General features: G+C 71.3%; 19 protein-coding genes. 8 read left to right on the top strand and 11 right to left on the bottom strand.

Annotation, left to right across the window (positions count from 1 at the left end; all coding sequences use genetic code 11):
* Together VFL28_01835 and sufC are read right to left on the bottom strand one after the other, a co-directional pair.
* Nucleotides 1-333, bottom strand: a 333-nt coding sequence (locus tag VFL28_01835) for a Fe-S cluster assembly protein SufB (GenBank protein ID HET7263380.1), incomplete at its 3' end; no start/stop codon positions are given.
* A 14-nt stretch (nt 334-347) separates the two neighbouring features.
* Nucleotides 348-1,184, bottom strand: a complete 837-nt coding sequence (sufC, locus tag VFL28_01830; GenBank protein HET7263379.1) for a Fe-S cluster assembly ATPase SufC — start codon at nt 1,182-1,184, stop codon at nt 348-350.
* Between the two features lie 281 nt (nt 1,185-1,465).
* Between sufC and VFL28_01825 the strand changes: the two genes are divergently transcribed.
* On the top strand, nt 1,466-2,305 hold the full coding sequence (locus tag VFL28_01825; GenBank protein HET7263378.1) for a cyclase family protein: 840 nt from the start codon (nt 1,466-1,468) through the stop codon (nt 2,303-2,305).
* 4 nt (nt 2,306-2,309) lie between these two features.
* Here the strand turns inward: VFL28_01825 and pyrE are convergent, their stop codons facing one another.
* The 9 genes from pyrE to nagA all read right to left on the bottom strand — a co-directional run bounded on the left by pyrE (nt 2,310) and on the right by nagA (nt 11,187).
* The gene (gene pyrE / locus VFL28_01820) at nt 2,310-2,846 is read right to left on the bottom strand and encodes an orotate phosphoribosyltransferase (protein HET7263377.1); all 537 of its coding nucleotides are present in this window, start codon (nt 2,844-2,846) and stop codon (nt 2,310-2,312) included.
* The gene (locus tag VFL28_01815) at nt 2,843-3,454 is read right to left on the bottom strand and encodes a TetR/AcrR family transcriptional regulator (protein ID HET7263376.1); all 612 of its coding nucleotides are present in this window, start codon (nt 3,452-3,454) and stop codon (nt 2,843-2,845) included. Before VFL28_01815 ends, pyrE begins: the two co-directional genes overlap by 4 nt.
* A 99-nt stretch (nt 3,455-3,553) precedes the next feature.
* Entirely contained in the window at nt 3,554-3,898 is a 345-nt protein-coding gene (locus VFL28_01810) for a metallopeptidase family protein (GenBank protein ID HET7263375.1), read from the bottom strand.
* A gap of 8 nt (nt 3,899-3,906) precedes the next feature.
* Nucleotides 3,907-4,179: a NifU N-terminal domain-containing protein gene (locus tag VFL28_01805; GenBank protein HET7263374.1), complete on the bottom strand. Its 273-nt coding sequence runs from the start codon at nt 4,177-4,179 to the stop codon at nt 3,907-3,909.
* A 2-nt stretch (nt 4,180-4,181) separates the two neighbouring features.
* A complete protein-coding gene (pknB, locus tag VFL28_01800) occupies nt 4,182-5,849 on the bottom strand; it encodes a Stk1 family PASTA domain-containing Ser/Thr kinase (protein ID HET7263373.1) in 1,668 nt (555 codons plus the stop codon).
* Nucleotides 5,846-6,745 carry a nucleotidyltransferase domain-containing protein gene (locus tag VFL28_01795; protein ID HET7263372.1) on the bottom strand — a complete coding sequence of 300 codons (900 nt, stop codon included), beginning with the start codon at nt 6,743-6,745 and terminating at the stop codon, nt 5,846-5,848. Before VFL28_01795 ends, pknB begins: the two co-directional genes overlap by 4 nt.
* Before the next feature lie 93 nt (nt 6,746-6,838).
* Nucleotides 6,839-8,287, bottom strand: a complete 1,449-nt coding sequence (locus tag VFL28_01790; protein HET7263371.1) for a 4-hydroxyphenylacetate 3-hydroxylase N-terminal domain-containing protein — start codon at nt 8,285-8,287, stop codon at nt 6,839-6,841.
* Nucleotides 8,274-9,899, bottom strand: a complete 1,626-nt coding sequence (locus VFL28_01785) for a long-chain-fatty-acid--CoA ligase (GenBank protein ID HET7263370.1) — start codon at nt 9,897-9,899, stop codon at nt 8,274-8,276. Before VFL28_01785 ends, VFL28_01790 begins: the two co-directional genes overlap by 14 nt.
* 142 nt (nt 9,900-10,041) lie before the next feature.
* A complete protein-coding gene (nagA, locus tag VFL28_01780) occupies nt 10,042-11,187 on the bottom strand; it encodes an N-acetylglucosamine-6-phosphate deacetylase (GenBank protein HET7263369.1) in 1,146 nt (381 codons plus the stop codon).
* Between the two features lie 209 nt (nt 11,188-11,396).
* On the opposite strand from nagA, the gene VFL28_01775 reads away from it, so the two are divergent.
* From VFL28_01775 to VFL28_01745, 7 genes are read left to right on the top strand one after another with little or no spacing between them, the layout of a single operon-like run.
* Nucleotides 11,397-11,873, top strand: a complete 477-nt coding sequence (locus tag VFL28_01775; GenBank protein ID HET7263368.1) for a GNAT family N-acetyltransferase — start codon at nt 11,397-11,399, stop codon at nt 11,871-11,873.
* A 51-nt stretch (nt 11,874-11,924) separates the two neighbouring features.
* On the top strand, nt 11,925-13,448 hold the full coding sequence (locus VFL28_01770; protein HET7263367.1) for an ABC transporter substrate-binding protein: 1,524 nt from the start codon (nt 11,925-11,927) through the stop codon (nt 13,446-13,448).
* A 37-nt stretch (nt 13,449-13,485) separates the two neighbouring features.
* Nucleotides 13,486-14,436 (top strand): ABC transporter permease, encoded by a 951-nt coding sequence (locus VFL28_01765; GenBank protein HET7263366.1) that lies wholly within the window; start codon nt 13,486-13,488, stop codon nt 14,434-14,436.
* Nucleotides 14,433-15,335 (top strand): ABC transporter permease, encoded by a 903-nt coding sequence (locus VFL28_01760; GenBank protein HET7263365.1) that lies wholly within the window; start codon nt 14,433-14,435, stop codon nt 15,333-15,335. Before VFL28_01765 ends, VFL28_01760 begins: the two co-directional genes overlap by 4 nt.
* 30 nt (nt 15,336-15,365) lie before the next feature.
* Nucleotides 15,366-16,265, top strand: a complete 900-nt coding sequence (gene murQ / locus VFL28_01755; GenBank protein ID HET7263364.1) for an N-acetylmuramic acid 6-phosphate etherase — start codon at nt 15,366-15,368, stop codon at nt 16,263-16,265.
* A complete protein-coding gene (locus VFL28_01750) occupies nt 16,265-17,479 on the top strand; it encodes an anhydro-N-acetylmuramic acid kinase (GenBank protein ID HET7263363.1) in 1,215 nt (404 codons plus the stop codon). Before murQ ends, VFL28_01750 begins: the two co-directional genes overlap by 1 nt.
* A 28-nt stretch (nt 17,480-17,507) precedes the next feature.
* A complete protein-coding gene (locus VFL28_01745) occupies nt 17,508-18,629 on the top strand; it encodes a serine hydrolase (GenBank protein ID HET7263362.1) in 1,122 nt (373 codons plus the stop codon).
* The last annotated feature ends 28 nt before the right edge of the window (nt 18,630-18,657 follow it).

Here is an 18,657-nt window from a genome sequence, read left to right as displayed (position 1 = left end):
GATGCCGAGGCGGTCGAAGGTCTTCTTGATGTTCTCGGGCACCTCGTCCCAGGTCCGGCCCTGGTTCTCCGCGGGCTTCACGTAGTAATAGATGTCGTTGAAGTCGATCTCACCGACGTTGCCGCCCCACGTCGGGTTCGGTCTCTTCTCGAAGATGCCGAGCGAGTGGAGGCGGAACGCCCGCATCCAGTCGGGCTCGCTCTTCATGTGGGAGATCATCTCCACGATCTCGCGATCCAGGCCCTTGCGGGACTTGAACGCGTACTGCTCCGGGTCGTGGAATCCATACTTGTACTGGTCGAGATCGATGCCCAGCGGGTTGGTAACGGCCATCGCCTCTCTCCTTTCTAGTGCTTCACCCAGAAGACCTTACCGGCGCTGCGAACCTCGCCCTCACCGGCGACTTCCGCGGCGACTTTCTCGTACTGCGCGCGAATCCCGTCGTATCCGATCTGGTCGAGCTCCTCGGCCAGCCCCTCGGTCCCGGACGTCACGATCCGCCCGTCGAACATCACGTGCACGCGCGTCGGCCGGATGTACTTGAGGATCCGGGGGTAGTGCGTGATGACGAGCACACCCATCGTCTTGCCGGACAGCTCGTACATGCGGTTCACGCCGGCGGCCACGATCTTCACCGCGTCGACGTCGAGGCCGGAGTCGGTCTCGTCCATGATCGCGATCTCCGGCTCGAGCATCGCCATCTGGAGAATCTCCGCGCGCTTCTTCTCGCCGCCGCTGAAGCCTTCGTTGACGTAGCGGCCGAGGATCGTCGGGTCGACCTGCAGCTCCTCGACCTTCGCCTTGACGAGCTTCTGGAACTCGGCGAGGCCCATCAGCTTGTCCTTGTCCATCCCGCGCCGCGCGCTCACCGCGGTGCGGAGGAAGGACGCCATCGTCACGCCGGGAATGCTCACCGGATACTGGAACGCGATGAAGAGCCCCCTGCGGGCGCGCTCGTCGGGGGGGATCGCCAGAAGGTCTTCGCCCTTGTAGAGGACCTCGCCGCGCTGGACTTGATAGAACGGATTGCCCATCAGGACGTTGGCCAGCGTGCTTTTGCCTGAACCGTTGGGGCCCATCAGCGCGTGAATCTCGCCCGATCCGACGGTCAGCGACGAGCCCTTCAGAATGACCTTGTCTTCAACCTGCGCCCACAGATCCTTGATAACGAGCTCGGTGCTCAACGGCCCCCTCCGGCCGGCAACCCCGCCTTTATAGGCCGGGGCGGAGGTGCCGGGATTCTCGACTAGTTTAGTCATCTTTCCACTGCCTACTATACTACGGCCGGGTGCCAATTTCCAGGGCCGGCGGGAACGGTCGCGCGGCATCCCCTCGGGGCCCGTCGAAATAGCTCCTCTCGGGCGGCCCCGCCGGCCCTCCAAACGGGCACCCCGCCGCGGCCCGCCCGGAACCGGGCGGGCCCGCGGCGAACGTGCAGTCAATGCTCGGTCGGGAGGTGGAATCAATGCCGCGGCACGAGGACGTCGAGGCGTTGGTTGGGGCGGTCACGAAACGCAAGATCTACGACCTGGAACAGCCGCGGACGGCGGCGATGCCCGTCCACGAGGCGCACCGGCCGGGCTACATTTATCAGCTGCACCGGCGGCACGAGGACACCTACGACCCCGAGCGGTTCGGACCGCGCAGCGGCGCATCCGGCATGCTGGTCATGATGGAACACACCGGCACGCACATCGACGCGCTGTCGCATCAGGCGGCCGACCTGTGCCTCTTCGGCGGCGTCAAGCTCACCCCGAAGATCGAGAACTCCCGCGGGTTCAAGATGCACGGCGTCGAGACGATGCAACCGATCGTCGCGCGCGGCGTGCTGCTCGACGTCTGCGCCGCCCTCGCGCACAAACTCGGGGAAGATCCGCTGCCGGCGCACTACCGGATCACCGGCGACGACCTCGAAGCGGCGGCGCACCGCGCCGGGGTCAACGTGCGGCCGGGCGACGCCCTGCTCGTACGGACCGGCTACGGCAAGATCTGGGATGATGCGCCGAGATATCTCGCCGCCGCCGGCGTGGGCCGCAGCGGCAGCGAATGGGCGGCGGACCACAAGGTCGCCTGCGCCGCCTGTGACAACATGACTTGGGACGAGACCGAGGAGCGGGACCCGAAGACCGGCGGCCAGTTGTTCGCGCACCTGCATCTCATCGCGCGCTGCGGCATTCCGATCATCGAGAACCTCAACCTCGAAGAGCTCAGCCGCGACGGATGTGCGACGTTTCTCTTCGTCTGCGCGCCGCTCAAGTTCGTCGGCGCGACGGGCTCGCCGGTGCGGCCGATCGCCATCGCCTGACGCGCTACGGCTTCCACTCCGCCAGGTCGTAGAGCGCGTCGAACCGGAAGCCGGCGCCCTCCACGCCCTCGCGCCCTCCCTCGTGCCGGTCGATGACGGCGAGAATCGCAAGGACCTTGGCCCCGGCTTCTTCCACCGTCCGGGCCGCGCGCACCGACTGCGCCCCCGTCGTCACCACGTCCTCGAGGACGACGGCGCGGTCACCCGCTTCGACGCGCCCTTCGATCGTCTTGGCGGTGCCGTACTCCTTGGCGCCGGGCCGCACGATCGCAAACGGCAGCCCGGTCTCGAGCGCAACCGCCGTGGCGAGCGGCACGCCGCCGAGCGCCGGTCCGATGAGGCGGGTCGTGCCCGCGGGCAGCATCCCGGCGAGCAGGCGCGAGATCTCTCGCAGCAGCTCAGGATCGGTTTCGAACAGGTACTTGTCGATGTAGTACGAGCTGCGGCGGCCCGAACTCAGCACGAACTCGCCGTGAAGAAACGCCGCCCGGGCGAGGCGCGTCCAGGTCCGGGCGCGCGCGTCTGGTTCATCCGCCCTCACGGCGCCGCCGACGGCGTGGGCACGAGACCGACGCTGTTCAGCAGCAGACGGGTCAGCGGCGCGATGACGTCCTCGAGCGGCGCGGGCCGGCCGGTGTTCAGCCAGCGCACGACCACCTCGCCGATCGCGCCGATCCAGACGTACGCGGCCAGTTCGGTGTCCTGGGGGTCGATGCGGCCGTCCTGCACGGCCCGGTCCAGGTACCCGCGCAGGATTTCCACCAGCATGCCTTTGAGCGCGATGCGCTTTCCCTGAAACTCGGCGCCCGCCATCGGCCAGTCGAGCAACACGATGCGCGCGAGCGCGCGGTGAACCTGGAAGCTGCGCACGAGGGTCGCGATCGCCGCCTCGACCTGGGCGACAAGTCCGCGCCCGTGCTGAACGGCCAGTTGCATCTCTTGGGCCAGCGTGGACACGTAGTCCTCGACGAGAGAAAAGAAGATTTGTTCTTTGCTCTCGAAGTAAAAATAAACGGCACCCTTGGAGGTGCCGGAAGCCTTGACTATGTCGTCGACGACCGACCCGTGGAACCCCTTACTGGCGAACACCTGAGCGGCTGAATCGAGTATTTTCCGGCGAGTATCTTCTCGTTGCTGCGTTTTACTCAATCGCTCTACGGCTGACGCCAATTTTTCCTCCCAGACTGACTGGTCAGTCTCCCCACGGCAGTATACACCCTCCCCCCGCTCTGTCAACTCCGTCTCGCCTCATTCTTCCATCTCCTCGTCGCTGAGCCCGAAGTGGTGACCGACCTCGTGGATGACGGTCTTGCGAACCTCGTCGATGATCTCGGCGTCGCTTCGGCAGATCGCCTCGATGTTCTGCTGGTAGATCACGACGATCTCGGGGAGCTCGTACGGCGCCATCGGCGACTGCTCCAACTCGCTCGCGCCCTGGTACAGGCCGAGGATGTCGCCGCCGAGTTCCGCGGCGATCTCGCGCGACGGTCGCGCTTCGACCATCACCGCGACGTTGCGGAGCCGTTCGGCAAAACGGGGGGGCAATCCGTCGAGGGCCTGCGCGACCAGACGCTCGAATGCGGCGCGGCGCACGACCCGGTTCAGGCGAGGTGCTGCCGGATCAGCGACTCGGCGCGCGGTACGACCGCGTCCCAGTCGGCGCCTTCGGTGCGGGTCACCGTGATGAAGTCGTTGAGGAAGAACACCTGCCGCACCCCGGCGATGCCGAGCAGCTCGCGCGCGAGCGGCACCGCCGCGGTCGCGGCGTCGGTGAAGGTCTGACTGCGGCCTTCGGTCACGCGCCGGTTCACGACGAACTTGAGCGCGTTGACGTTAGGCGTCGGCTGCACCGTCACCGTTAGCGGAGCGTCCATGCTCACCCCCCGTGCTCGTGATCGCCGGGATCCTTCGGCCCTTTGTTCTGCCCCGGCGGTCCAAACGGGAGCGAAAACGGCGGCGCGCCCTGGCTCACGAGCACGTCGACGCCGCCGTTGGACGCGAGCTGCGCCCCCGGCAGCTGGAACTGGTAGATGATGCGGCCGGACGTCACCTGGTCGTCGAAGGTGTAACTGACTTGGCCGAGCCGGAGGCCGACGTGCTCGAGGATGCTCTCCGCCTGTTGGATCGTCTGTCCGCGCAGGTCGGGGACGAGCCCCGATCCCTCGCTCACGGTCAGGCTGATAACGGTGCCCTTCGCCACGTCCGTGCCGGGCGCCGGATCCTGCGTCAGCACGACCCCGAAGGGCGCCGTGGGATCCTGCCGCTTGGCCGCGACGAGCAGGCCGAGCCGAAGCTTCTGCGCGGTGCCACCCGCGTCGGCCACGGTCCGGCCGATCAGGTTCGGGGTGGAGACATGCGCGGCGATCCACGCGGTGCGGTAGGCCGCGGCCAGAATCGTCAGGCCGAACGCGACGCAGATCGCCGCGACGGCAGCCCGTGCCGCGACCACTCTCGAAGGGGCCCGTCCGGGCAGCCGCATCTGCGCGGTATCGGACGAAGCGTCCGGACGATGCGTCGGAGCCGCGGGAAGTGCGGAGGTGCCCGCCACTTCCCCGGCGGTCGGTAGCGCCACGGTGGCGCCGTCCGCCGAGGCCCAACCCGCCGGCGCGTCTATCCGGGTCGTCACGTCGACCGGCGCCGCGACGGCGTCCAGCAGCGCGATCCGCTCCGAGGATCCTCGCGCGCCGCCCGCCGCGCCCGCGGCGACTTCCGCCGCCGCGGGCGGCGCCGCAAGCAGCCGATGCAATTCCTGCGCCAGCACGGCGGCGTCGGGATAGCGGTCCGCCGGGGTTTTGGCCAGCAAGCGCTCGACGACCGATGCCGTCTGCGGCGACACGTCGGGCCGCACGTCGCGGACGTTCGGTGGCGCCTCGTTCAGGTGTTTGAGCGCCACCGCCACCGGCGCTTCGCCGGAGAACAGCGGGCGGCCGGTGAGCATCTCGTAGAGGACGACGCCCAACGCATACTGGTCGGACGCGGGGCTCGCGGCGTCGCCCCGTGCCTGCTCCGGCGAGAGATACGGCGCCGACCCCATCACGGTCCCGGTGCGGGTCAGCGACGTCGTGTCGAGCGAGAGCGCGATGCCGAAGTCGGCCACCTTTACGTGGCCGTCCTCCGTGAGCAGAATGTTGTGCGGCTTGACGTCGCGATGCACGACGTGCCGGCGGTGAGCGTAGGCGAGCGCGTCGGCCGCCTCGGCGGCGATCGCGAGCGCGTCCGCTTCCGGGAGCGGGCCGTCGCGCTGCAGGCGCTCGCGGAGCGTCCCCCCGCCCACGTACTCCATGGCGATGAACTGCCGAAGCCCGTCCTGGCCCCAACCGTAGACGCGCACGATGCGCGGGTGCGTGAGCCCGCCGGCCGAGGCGGCCTCGTGGCGGAACCGGCGGCGGAACGCCTCGTCGTGCGCGAGAACGTCGGCGAGCACCTTGACCGCGCACGGCCGGCGGGTTTCGCGGTCCCACGCGCGGTAGACCGCCGCCATGCCGCCGCTCCCGAGCGGCTGCTGCAGCTCGTAGCGCCCGTCGAGGACGTCCGGCGCCGTCAATGCAGCCGCTGCGTCGCGACGAGTCCGGGCAACTCGGTGGCCCACGAGGCGCGCCTGGCAAACGCGATCACGGGCGGCAGGTAGCCGCGGATCAGGGTGATGACCCGCTCCGGCGACGCGAGGCCGCTGCCCGTGAGGAGGGTCCAGCGCGTCTCCAGCATCGCCGCGAGATGGAGCGACAGCTCGGTGGAGATCATCCCGATGTCGGCGAGCGGCAGAAAGACCTCCCACCGCCGCGACGGCCGCGGGATCGCGTACGTCATCAGCATCGCCTTCGCGATCCCGGTCGCCGCGCCGCTCGCGTTGCTGAAGACGCCGACGAGCTGGGCAACCCGCTCCGCGTCCCGGGCCGCGGCGTCGACGTCGCGGGTGAACATCTCGAGAATCGGCACCGAGGTCAGCACGCGCGCGAGCCGCCAGCCGATCCGGATCGGATCGAGCGCGCGGGCCGTCTGGCCGCCGGTACGGACGGGCTCGTCCGCGGACGCGCCGAACCCGCGCGCCTTGACGATCGTCTCGTGCGCCTCCTCGAGCAGCCGCGGCCGCTCCTGGTCGAGACGCGCCGCCATCTGCCGGCCGAATGCGTCGCGCGCCCCCGGGTCGTTGTCGGCGAGCACGCGGCCCCACGTCAGCACTTCGTAGACGACCGGGAGGATGTGCGAATTAAGCCCAAACGGCATGAGCACGCCCGGCGCGTCGCCGAGGGGGTTGCCGGTACCGAGCCCCTCGAGATACTCCGTCGCGGCGTCGGCGTCGAGGTCCTCGCGAAACACCAGTCCCACCTCGATGTCCGAGTCGGGCCAAGTGCGCTCGATCGCCGGCTGGCCGTACAGGTACGCCGCGACGACCTCTTCTTCGCCCCCAAAGAAGCGCGCGAGGTTCTCGTACGCGTTCATTCAGGGCCTGCTCCGTCCGCCCGCCGCATCACTAGTAAGATACCACGGTCTGCCCGCCGTCCCGCGGGGGAGCGGCCGCCGGCGCCGCGCGCGTCATGACGTCGCGGGCGCCACGCCCGCGGCGGCGGCGGCCAGGCGCTTGACCCGCTCGATTTCGGCGTCCTGCAGGACGGTCAGCTTCTGCGTCTCGAGAGAGCCCTCCGCGTGGATCGCAAGCACCTCGAGGTAGCCCCCGAGGTCGGACGCCACGAGATCGCGGAGCAGGTTGATCACCCGAAGCCGCTCGCCGGCGCCGACGCCCGCGCGCCCGCCGAGCGCGCGGTCGAAGAGGCGCCGCACCTCCGGCCGCGCCCAGTCCTCTTCCATCGGGCCCGTCACAAGGAGGCCGCCGGCCAAGTCCTGCACATCGCGGACCGCGTCGTGGTAGCCGCGCGCGAAGTAGTACTTCGCGGCGTTGGTAAGCGCCACGTCCGGCACCGCGACGCCGTCGACGTCGCGGGCGCCCACCGCCGCGGCCGTGCCGATCCCCCGCGTCGTCTGCAGGTACAGGGTCAGGCGCGCCAGCTTCTCGCGCACGTGCGCGGCGCCGAGCAGCCCGTGGTAGTCGGCGATCAGCGCCGCGCCGCCGAGCAGCAGCTCGAGCAGCGGAATCTTGTACGACACCGCGGTGAACCGGTGAAACTCGACGAACGTCCGCGCGAGCGCGCCCGCGGCCCGCCACTCGCCGCAGAGAAAGACGCGGTCCCACGGCACCAGGACGTCGTCGAAGATGGTGAGCGATTCCGTCATACTGTAGCGGCTGCTGAGCGGGTTGTCGAACTCGCTCGTGGCCCCGAAGCCGCGCGCGCTGGCGATCATCGTCAGGCCGGGCGTGTCGGCCGGCACCGCGAAGGCCACCGCGTAGTCGGCGTCGGCCTCGCTCATCGCGCGCGTCGGCACGACGACGATCTCGTTGGCGAAAACGGCGTTGGTGGTGTGCGCCTTCACGCCGCGGACGACGATCCCGTCGGGAGTCTCGCGGACACGCCGCACGTAGGCGTCGGACTCCGGCTGCTCGGCCGGCCGTCGCGCCCGGTCGCCCTTCGCGTCGGTCTGCGCGACCGCCATCGCGAGGTCGCCGTCGCGGCAGTGCTCGTAAAAGGCGCGGACCCGCCCGGCGTACCGGGTCCCCGCCTCCCGGTCGAGGCGGCCGGCCACGATCATCATCGCGAACATCGCGTCCGTGCCGATCTCCTTGATCAGCGGGACGAACGAACGCGCCTCCCGCGTCACGTGTTCGATCAGGTCGCGGCGCCGCAGCAGGTCGTCCGCCGCGCGCGGGATCGCGAAGTAACGGCTCATCGGCTCGCCGTCCGGCGCCGGCGCGGTGAGCAGCGCGTCGCCCGGCCGCGCGTGTGCGAGGCGAAAGTCGATCGCGACGTGCCGCGCGCCGCGGCCGAGGTGCGGGTGGCGCGTCACGTCTTCGACCTGCTCGCCGCGGTAGACGACGCGGCGGCCGTCCCGCAGGCTGGCCAGAAACTCGTCGGCGCTACGCAGAGGCATCGCGGCCTCCTCCGGCCGAGGCGGCGCGCGCCCGCAGCTGGTACTTCTGAATCTTGCCGGTCGCGGTCTTGGGCAGCGCGTCCATGAAGTCGACCGTTTTCGGCGCCTTGAAGTGCGCGAGCCGCTCGCGGCAGAACGCGATCAACTCCTCGGCCGTGGCGCGCTTCCCGGTCCGGAGGACCACGCACGCGCGCGGAACTTCCCCCCACTTCGGATCGGCGCCCGCGACGACCGCCGCTTCGAGCACCGCGGGGTGCTGGTACAGCACGCCTTCCACCTCCACCGACGAGATGTTCTCGCCGCCGCTGATGATCAGATCTTTCTTGCGGTCCACGATCTGCGCGTAGCCGTCCGGATGCACGACGGCGAGGTCGCCGGTGTGAAACCAGCCGCCCGCCGTCGCCGCCGTGGTCGCCTCGGGGTCGCGGTAGTAGCCGGGAGTGACGGTCGGTCCGCGGACGACGATCTCGCCGATCTCCGCGCCGTCGCGCGCGACGTCGGTGAGGTCCTCGCGGACGACGCGCACGAGGCCGGCCGCCACCTGGCCGATCCCCTGGCGGGCCTTGAGCGCGGCGCGCTCCGCGAGCGGCAGGCCGTTCCAGGCGCCCCGCCATTCGCAGACGGTGAGCCACGGGCCGGTCTCGGTGAGACCGTAGACGTGGACGATCTCGAAGCCGAGCTCTTCTTCGCACCGCTTGATGAGCGCCGCCGGCGGCGGCGCGCCGCCGACGTACCAGCGCACCCGCTGCCGGGGGCGCCAGCCTTGGCTCGCCGGATCGCCGCCGAGCATGACGAGCACGGTCGGCGCGGCGAAGGCGATCGTGACGCCCTCCGCGTCGATCAGGTGGACGATCGCCGGCGGATCGACGCGGGGCAGGCAGACGTGGCGCGCCCCGGCGGCCGCGACCGCCCACACCCCGCCCCAGCCGTTCACGTGGAACATCGGCAGCGTATGGAGATACACGTCGTCGACGCCGAGGCGGGCGTGGACCAGCACGTCGAGCACGTTGATCGCGGTCATCCGGTGCGTCATGACGACGCCCTTGGAATGACCGGACGTCCCGCTCGTATAGTTGATGCTGATCGGCGCGTTCTCGTCGAGCGCGTCGACCGCGTCGAAGAGCCGGCCGGCCCATCCGGCCGGGGCGCCGGCGATCAGCTCCTCCACGGCCGAGCCGGTCGCGCCCTCCGGGCCCGCGGGCGGCCCGCCGGCCAAAGTCACCACCCCCAGATCGAGCGCGCCCCGCAGCCCGTCGGCGAGAGCGGCGAAGGCCGGATCCGCGAGCAGCACCCGGCAGCCCGCGTGTTCGACGATATACCGGTAGTCGGCGGCGCTGAGCCGGGTGTTCATCGGCACAAGCACGCCACCGGCGAGCGGCACCGCCGTATAGCACTCGAGCGCGTGGTGGGTGTTTGGGGCGAGCACCCCGGCGCGGTCCCCCGGGCGGAGGCCCAGCGTGCGGAGCGCCGCGGCGAGCCGCACGCAGCGATCCGCGAACGCCGCGTACGTGTACCGCTCCGCGGCGTCGACGACCGCGAGGCGGTCTCCGTAAACGTCGGCGGCGCGGCGGAAAAACTGCAGCGGCGAAAGCGGCGCAGGGCCTGCGGGCACGTGGGCCGTGTTCTGCGGTGCCGGAAGCGCCCCCTGCCCGGGTGCGGCCGGCGGCGGGCCCGGCGTACGGCCCGAAATCCGGGCGTGTCGCTTCCTTAGAGATCAGAGCCTCGGCCGCCCGTCAAATGCGGAGCCCGCCGGCTCAGGCGGCGCGCCGGTAGGCGATCTCGCCCCGCGCAATCGTCAACAGCACCTCGCCGTCGCGACCAAGCACGACGAGGTCGGCGTCCGCCCCGGGTGCGATGCGCCCCTTCCGGCGGTGGAGGCCGAGCACCCTGGCCGGATTGAGGGAAGCGGCCTGCACCGCGTCGCGGCGGCTGACGCCGGCCGCCGCGGCGAAATTCTGCACCCCCCGGTGCAGCTGCAGCACGCTGCCGGCGATCGTGCCGTCGGCGAGCCGGGGCACGCCGTCTTTCATCTCGACCGTCTGCTCCCCCAACGTGAACGCGCCGCGTCCCATCCCCGCCGCGGCGATCGCGTCCGTGACGAGCACGATCCGGCCCATCCCCGCCGCGCGCGCGGCGAGCGACAGAATCGCCGGATGCACGTGGGCGTAGTCGGCGATCAGGCCGAGCGCGATCGACGGCGTGACGAGCGCGCCGCCGGCCGCGCCAGGCTCCCGGTGGTGGATCCCCCGCATCGCGTTGAAGAGGTGGGTCGCCATGCGCACGCCCCATCGCGCGGCCGCCTGGACGTCGTCGAACGCGGCATCCGTGTGTCCGATCGCGACGACGACGCCCTGCGCGGCGAGCATGCGTACCACCGCTTCGGCGCCCTCGAGCTCGGGCGCGAGCGTAAACAGACGCAGCGCGCCGTCGAGGCGCCGGACCGTCTCGGCGGCCTCGTCCGCGTCGGGCGCGCGCAGCGCGTGCGCAGGATGCGCGCCGCGGCGCAAGGGATTGAGGTACGGCCCCTCCATGTGAATCCCGAGGATCTCGGGGCCCGGGGCCGCGCGGCGCATCGCGATGGCCGCCGCTTCGCCGGCCCGCCGCATCTCGTCGAGCGGCGCGGTGATGATCGTCGGAAGATACGCGGTCACGCCGGTCGCCGCGAGGTACCGGCCGAGCGTCTCGTACGCCGGCGCGCCCGCCCGCAGGCAGTCGATCCCGGCGCCGCCGTTGACCTGCAGGTCGATCAGGCCGGGGACCAGCGTGGCATCCGGAAACGACAGCGCCCCGGCCGGCGCAGGCTCCGCGGAGACGCGTGCAATGCGGCCGTCTTCGATGGCGACAACGCCCGGGGTCAGATCGCGGTCGGCGGCGAGCACCGTCCCGGCGGACACGATCATCGCCGTGTGCTTCCGGCCCGCGTGGAACCGCTCCTGCGGCGGGCGTCCGCGTGAAGCATCATCGGGCCGCGTCCGATCCGCAATAGGGATTCCCTCCGATCGGAGGGCGCCGTCCGGTCCGCGACCCTAAACGCGGCGCGCCCCGCGGCGCCCGCACGCAGGCTGTGCCCGCCGTAACGCAGAAGGGTTACGGCGGGGATGGTTTCGTGATGGTTCGATCGCTGCGCGCAGAAGACGTGGAAGCATGCGCGGCCGTCATGTCCGGTCTTCCGCTGTGGCGCGAGTATGGGGTGACGATCCGGGAGGCGCGCGCGACGTTCACCGCCGCGCTCGGAGGCGCGGCGCAGGTCCAGGTGGCCGACGACGGCGGGCGGGTCGTGGGGTTCGTGGAGTACCTCGTACACGGGACGTTTGGACACAGCGGCTATGTCTGGGCGGTCGGCGTCGCTGCGGACGCGCAGGGGCGCGGCGTCGGCGGGCGGCTGATGGACGCCGCCGAGGCGAAGATCTTCGAGGCCGGGCCGAACGTGTTCTTGCTCGTCAGCGCTGCCAACGCGGGCGCCCAGCGGTTCTACGAGCGCCGCGGCTACCGGCGCATCGGCGAGATCCCCGATTACCTCCGGCCGGGGGTGACGGAGATTCTCTATCGCAAGACGCAGGGCCCGATCCGCGCGACCCATGCCTGAACTGCCCGGCGATCGGGAAGCGGGTGGCGTGCCACACTGTGGGGGTGCGGTATGAACGCGAAACGGCTCGGCTGGCTGCTTTTGGCGCTCGTGGTGGCGCTGTCGGTCCCGGTTCTGGGGGCCGGCGCGGCGCCCGCCAAGGTGACGCTCACGTTCGGGGTGGACCAGGAGGTCGTCGGCCTGGACCCCAACAAGGTCACGGCGTTTTCGTCGTTCCGGCGGATCGATCTGCTCTACAATAAGCTCGTCACGTACGACGCCGGGCTGCACGTCGTCGGCGATCTCGCCGAGTCGTGGGACAACCCCGACGCCCGCACCTACGTCTTCCATCTGCGACACGGCGTGCAGTTCCACGACGGCGCGGAGATGACGAGCGCGGACGTCGTGTACACGCTGAACCGGATCCTCGATCCGAAGACGGCGTCGCCGGGCCGCTCCTACATCGACGTGATCGACGGCGTGACGGCGCCGGACAAGTACACGGTGCGGATCCACCTGCAGTATCCGCTCGCGTCGCTGCTCTCCGGCCTGGCGTCCGGCAACGCCGCGATCGTGGAGCGGTCCGCGGTGGAGCGCGCGGGAGACTTGCAGAAGACCGAGGCCGGCACCGGGCCGTTCATGCTGGCGGAGTGGGTGCCGGACAACTTCATGCGCCTCGCCCGCAACCCGCGCTACTTCAAGCGCGGCATGCCCCGGGTCGACGAAGTGGTGTTCCGGGTCATCCCCGAGCAGGCCTCGCTGCTCGCGGGCCTTCGGTCGCGCAGCCTCGACATGGCCACGATCTCGGACGGCAGCGTCGTCAAGCAGGCGCAGGCCGCCGGCACGCTCAACGTGCAGCAGGCGCCGAGCCTGAACCTCCGGATCTTCTCGTTCAACACGACCCGGAAGCCGTTTACCGACCCGCGGGTGCGCGACGCGATCGCGTTCGCGATCGACCGCCAGGCGATCATCAACGCCGCGGAGTTCGGCCTGGGCGTCGTGAGCGGCCCGATCCCGGCGCCGGACAAGGTGTGGGCGCTCCCGGTTTCGAGCTTTCCCGAGTACCACGCGAACCCCGCGCGCGCGCGGCAGCTGCTGCAGGAAGCCGGGGCCGCCGGCGCGTCCTTCAACATCACCGTCTCGCCGACGTACGAAGGCGGCCTCGCCGTCGCCCAGGTGATCCAAAGCCAGCTCAAGGCGGTCGGCCTCAACGCGAACATTCAAAACGTGGAGTGGGGCCAGTACATCAACCTCTGGGTGAAGCGGGACTTCGACTCGATGGTGGAGCTGCGCGGCGGCGATCCCGACCCCGACCGGTTCCTGTACCGGACGTTCTACAGCACCGGCGCGGTCAACAACTTCCTGTTCAAGGACGCGGCGGTCGACAAGCTGCTCGACCGCGGCCGCGTGCATGTGACCGTCGCGGAGCGCCTCCCGATCTACCACGACGTCGAGCGCGCGCTCGTCACCGGCGCGCCGGCGGTGTTCCTGTACACGCCGATGGAGTCGCAGGTGATGCAGACGTACGTGAAGGGCTTCCGGATCATCCCGACGGGCGCCCTCAATTACCTGGAGCAGACGTCCGTCGCGCGGTAGCGTCGCCGATCGAGGACGGTAACGGGAGCCGGCCGGACTGAGCGCGTTTCTCGCCGGCCGGCTCCTCACGCTGATCCCCGTCCTGTGGGGGGTTTCGATCGTCGTCTTTCTCCTCATTCACCTCCTGCCCGGCAACGCGATCCAGATGTTCCTCGGCACGCAGGTCGCGATGACACCCGCCCAGATGGACGAGCTGCGGCGGCTCTTCGGCCTCGACAAGCCGCTGGCGTTGCAGTACGTGGACTGGATCACGCACCTGCTGCGGGGGGACTTCGGGGTGTCGCTGCGGACGAGCCGCCCGGTCCTGCCGGACATCCTGCGCCGGCTGCCGCTCAGCGGCGAGATCACGCTGCTCGCTCTCGTGATCGCCCTCGTCATCGCCGTCCCCATCGGGATCTCCGCCGCCCTGCGCCGGGGGTCGGCCGTCGACGCGGCGATCCAGCTCGGCGGGCTCGCCGGCCTCAGCATCCCGAACTTCTGGCTCGCCACGATGATGCTGCTGGCGCTGGGCAACGTCGGGTCGATCGCGTCGATCGGAATCTACGTCGGTTTCTTCGCGGATCCGGTCCGCAACCTCGCCGTGATGCTGCTGCCGTCGTTCTCGCTTGGGATCGCGCTCGCCGCGGTCATGATGCGGTTTATTCGCTCGTCGCTGCTCGAAGTGCTCGGGCACGACTACGTGCGCACGGCGCGCGCCAAGGGGCTCCGCGAGCAGTTGGTCCTCTACCGGCACGTCCTGCGCAACGCGCTGATCCCGGTGATCACCGTCGTCGGGTTCCAGGCCGGCTACCTGCTCGGCGGGACCGTCGTCATCGAGGAGGTCTTCGCCCTGCCCGGCATGGGCCGGCTCGCGCTCGCGGCGATCGACCAGCGCGACTACCCGGTGGTGCAGGGCGTCGTGCTCGTGATCGCCCTGCTGTTCGTCCTGGTGAACCTCGCGGTCGACCTGACGTACGCCCTCGTCGATCCTCGCGTGCGGTACGGATGACGCCCGCGTCCGCCTCCGCGCTCGCGAAGGCCGCCGCCGCGCGCCGGCAGGGCGCGCCGCTCCGGCGCCGTGCGACGTTCGCCGAGCGCTTCGTGCGCACCCCGCTCGCGATGGCCGGCGCTGTGATCGTCGCCGCGTACCTCGCGGCCGCCGTCGCCGCCCCGCTGCTTGCGCCGGACGATCCGCTCGTGATGCACAGCCAGTCGCTGCTCGCGCCGCCGGGCGGCGCGCATCCGTTCGGCACGGATCAGTTCGGCCGCGACCTGCTGGCGAGGCTGCTCTACGGGGCGCGGTCGTCGCTCGCGGTCGCCTTCGGCTCGGTCGCGTTCGCGCTGGCGGCGGGCGGCGTGACCGGCCTGTTCGCCGGCTACCGGGGAGGCGCGCTCGACAACGTCCTCATGCGCGCGATGGATGTGATCTTCGCCTTCCCGGCCGTACTGCTGGCGATCGCGATCATGGCGGTGCTCGGGGCGGCCGTCCAAAACGTCATCCTCGCGATCGGCATCGTCTACACGCCGCAGTTCGCGCGCGTGATCCGCGCGAGCACGATCGAGACGCGCGGCCTGGAGTACGTCGACGCGGCCGGGGCGCTCGGCGCCGGCACGCGGCGGATTCTCGCGCGGCACATCCTGCCGAACATCACGGCGCCGCTGATCGTGCAGACGTCGCTCAGCCTCTCCTTCGCGATCCTGACCGAATCCGCGCTGAGTTTCCTCGGCCTCGGGACCCAGCCGCCCACGCCGTCCTGGGGCAACATGCTCGCGGAGGCGCGCCGCTTCATGGTGATCGCGCCGTGGACCGCGATCACGCCGGGCGCCGCGATCGCGCTGATCGTGCTCGGCTTCAACCTGCTCGGAGACGGGCTGCGCGATCTGCTCGACCCGCGCCTGCGCCTGTGATCCGCCACTCGATAGTCCGGAGGAGCCGCGATGTCCGCGCCTGAGCGCAACACCGAAGCCGCCAACCCGGCGACGCGGGACCTCGACCTGCTCCCGGTGCTCGAGCAGGCGCGTCTCATGAACGCCGAGGACCGCCGCGTGCCGGCGGCGGTCGCGGCCGCGCTGCCGGCCGTCGCGACCGCGGCCGCCCGGATCGCCGAGGCGCTCGCGCGCGGCGGCCGGCTGCTCTACGTGGGCGCCGGCACGAGCGGCCGGCTCGCCGCCCTCGACGCCGCGGAGTGCCCGCCGACGTTCGGCACGGACCCCGAGACGGTGCAGGCGGTCATCGCGGGCGGCGAGCGGGCGATGACCGAGTCGGTCGAAGGCGCCGAGGACGACGCGGCGGCCGGCGCGCGCGAAATGGACGCGCGGCGCGTGGGCGCGACCGACGTCGTCGTCGGCGTCGCCGCGAGCGGCGAAACGCCGTTCACGGTCGCCGCGGTCCGCCGCGCGCGCGAACGCGGCGCGTGGACGGCCGGCGTCGCGTGCAACCCGGGCTCGTCGCTGGAGGCCGCGTGCGATCTCGCGATCGTCCCGGTGGTCGGCCCCGAGGTCATCGCGGGCAGCACGCGTCTCAAGGCCGGCACGGCGCAGAAGCTCGTCCTCAACATGCTGAGCACCCTCGCGATGGTCCGCCTGGGCAAGGTCTACGGCAACTTGATGGTCGATCTGCGCGCGACAAACTCGAAATTGCGGCGCCGTGCGGCCCGCATCGTGGCCGCGGCGTCCCGATCGGGGGAGGACCGGGCGGCGGCGGCGCTCGCGCAGGCCGGCGGGCGCGTGCCGGTCGCGATCGTGATGCTGCGGCTCGGCGTGGACGCGGAAGCGGCGGCGGACCGACTCCGCCGCGGCGGCGGATCGCTCCGCCGGGCACTGGGGGAGGCGGACTGATGGGGTGGCCCTGGCTCGACGCGCTGATCGCGAAGCCGACGAAGCGCATCGTGGGACTAATCTCGGGGACCTCCGCGGACGGGATCGCGGCGTCGCTCGCCGACATCACGACCGGGGCGGACCCGGACCGGCCGCGGGTGGCGCTGCGGGACTTCCGGATGACACCGTTCCCCGAGCAGGTGCGCGAGCGCGTGCTGCACGCGGTCATCGAGCCGCTCACGACGCAGTCGCTGGCGCAGCTCTCGTATCTGCTCGGCGAGCTGTTTGCCGAAGCGGCGCGCGCCGTCGCGGGGGCCGCCGAAGCGGGGCTCGACGGCGTGGATCTCATCGCGTCGCACGGCCAGACCGTGGCTCACGTCGGGGTCCCGGATCCGGCCGACCGCTGGAGCCGCGCCGCGACGATGCAGATCGCCGAACCGGCCGTCATCGCCGCGCGGACCGGCCGCCCGGTCGTCGCGGACTTCCGCTCCGCGGACATCGCCGCGGGCGGACAGGCCGCGCCGTTCGTCCCGTACGCCGACCTGCTGCTGCTCGGCGCGCCCTACGGACGCATCGCGCTCAACCTGGGCGGCATTGCGAACTTCACCGTCCTGCCGCCGCACCCGCGCCGGGACGACGTTTACGCGTTCGACACCGGACCCTCCAACATGGTGATCGACGGGCTCGTCCGGCACTTCTCCGGCGGCGAGGAGCGCATGGACCGCGACGGCCGCCGCGCGGCGCGGGGCACGGTGCGCGCCGACGTTCTGGCGGAGCTGATGCGGGATCCGTTCGTCACCGCCCCGCCGCCCAAGACCGCCGGGCACGAACAGTACGGGGCGGCGTTTCTTCGCGCGCTGCTCGCGCGGTGGGGCGACGTCCCGCCGGACGACCTGATCGCCACCGCGACGGCGTTCTCCGCGGACTCGATCGCCTGGAACATCCGGCGGTACGTGGCGCCGGCGCACTCGGTGGAGGAGTTGATCGCCTCCGGCGGCGGAACGCGCAATCCGGTGCTGATGGCGCGCCTGGCCGAGGCAGTCGCGCCGATCCGTGTACGCCGCATCGACGACGTCGGCATCCCGGGCGACGCCAAGGAAGCGCTGGCCTTTGCGCTGCTGGGACACGCGAGCCTGATGGGCCGGCCCGGCGCCCTGCCGCGGGTGACCGGTGCCAAGTACCCCGCGATTCTCGGCACCTGGACGTGGCCGCCGATCAACCGGCCGAAGGCGTGATCCGGGCCGCCGTCCCGCCGCGGGCGCCGTGAGCGCCGGCCGGTTCGCCGAGGCGATCCGCCGTCTCGAGGACGCCGCCGGCGTCGCGTATCCCGGCGCGGTACTGGGGGTGCTGTGGCGAGGCGAGGTCGCGGTCCGCCGCGCCGCCGGCCGCACGGCGGCGCGTGATTGGGCGCCTGCCGCCACGCCGGAGACGATTTACGATCTGGCGTCTTTGACGAAGGTGACCGCCACGCTGCCGCTCGTGCTGCAGGCGGTGGCGGAAGGCCGCGTTGCGCTCGACGATCCGGTGCCGGACCACCTCCCCGAGTGCCCCCACCGGAACATCACGCTCCGGCAGCTGCTGACGCACACGTCGGGGCTGCCGGCGTGGATTCCGTTCTATCTGCGCACGATGGGGGGCGACGCGATCGTCCGCGGCGCGGCGGCCACGCCGCTCGAGGCCCGGCCGGGCTCGCGGGTGACCTACAGCGACATCGGCTTTGTCCTGCTCGGCGAAATCGTCCGGCGCAAGTTCGGCGCGCCGCTCGACGCGCTGGTACAGGATCGCCTCTTCCGGCCCCTCGGGATGGCGCACACCGGGTATCGGCCGGTGCGCGCCGCGCCGGCCGGCGGCGATCCCGCGATCGCGCCGACCGAAGACGGGACGACCATCGAGCAGCAGATGACCCAGGGTGCGCAGTGGGCCGCCGCCGGCCGCCGCCACACCTGGCGGCGGTATCTCATCTGGGGCGAAGTGCACGACAGCAACGCCCACGCGATGGGCGGCGTGTCGGGCCACGCGGGACTCTTCGGCACGGTGGACGACATGCTCGCCTACGCGCGGATGTGGCTCGCCGGCGGCCGGGGCCCGCACCAGCGGGTGCTCGAGCCCGCGCTGGTCGAGACGGCGGTCGCGCCGCAGACACCCCCGCCGAACGTCCGCGGGCTCGGGTGGGCGCTCACCGGCGGCCAGGGGTGGTGGCGAGACGCGCTCTCGCCGCGCGCGTTCGGCCACACGGGCTTCACCGGCACGTCCATCGTGATGGATCCGGAACGGGATCTCGCGATCGTGGTGCTGAGCAACGCGGTCCATCTCGGGCGCGACCGCACCGGCATCATCAGCCTGCGGCCGGAGATCGCCGCGGCGGTCGCGCGCGCCATCGCCTAGATCCTGCTCCGCGGAAGGACCGCCTTCC

This window comes from bacterium (genome assembly GCA_035691305.1).
Lineage (GTDB): Bacteria > Sysuimicrobiota > Sysuimicrobiia > Sysuimicrobiales > Segetimicrobiaceae > DASSJF01.
Note: the sequence above shows the minus strand (reverse complement) of the source record. Positions and strands in the feature narration are given on the sequence as shown.

What these genes read in the sequence shown, in the direction of transcription:
- VFL28_01790 (HET7263371.1), bottom strand. Translation starts at nt 8,287, where the DNA reads ATGCCTCTGCGTAGCGCCGACGAGTTTCTGGCCAGCCTGCGGGACGGC.
- VFL28_01825 (HET7263378.1), top strand. Translation starts at nt 1,466, where the DNA reads ATGCCGCGGCACGAGGACGTCGAGGCGTTGGTTGGGGCGGTCACGAAA.
- VFL28_01770 (HET7263367.1), top strand. Translation starts at nt 11,925, where the DNA reads ATGAACGCGAAACGGCTCGGCTGGCTGCTTTTGGCGCTCGTGGTGGCG.
- VFL28_01760 (HET7263365.1), top strand. Translation starts at nt 14,433, where the DNA reads ATGACGCCCGCGTCCGCCTCCGCGCTCGCGAAGGCCGCCGCCGCGCGC.
- murQ (HET7263364.1), top strand. Translation starts at nt 15,366, where the DNA reads ATGTCCGCGCCTGAGCGCAACACCGAAGCCGCCAACCCGGCGACGCGG.
- VFL28_01775 (HET7263368.1), top strand. Translation starts at nt 11,397, where the DNA reads ATGGTTCGATCGCTGCGCGCAGAAGACGTGGAAGCATGCGCGGCCGTC.
- VFL28_01750 (HET7263363.1), top strand. Translation starts at nt 16,265, where the DNA reads ATGGGGTGGCCCTGGCTCGACGCGCTGATCGCGAAGCCGACGAAGCGC.
- nagA (HET7263369.1), bottom strand. Translation starts at nt 11,187, where the DNA reads ATGATCGTGTCCGCCGGGACGGTGCTCGCCGCCGACCGCGATCTGACC.
- VFL28_01795 (HET7263372.1), bottom strand. Translation starts at nt 6,745, where the DNA reads ATGAACGCGTACGAGAACCTCGCGCGCTTCTTTGGGGGCGAAGAAGAG.
- VFL28_01805 (HET7263374.1), bottom strand. Translation starts at nt 4,179, where the DNA reads ATGGACGCTCCGCTAACGGTGACGGTGCAGCCGACGCCTAACGTCAAC.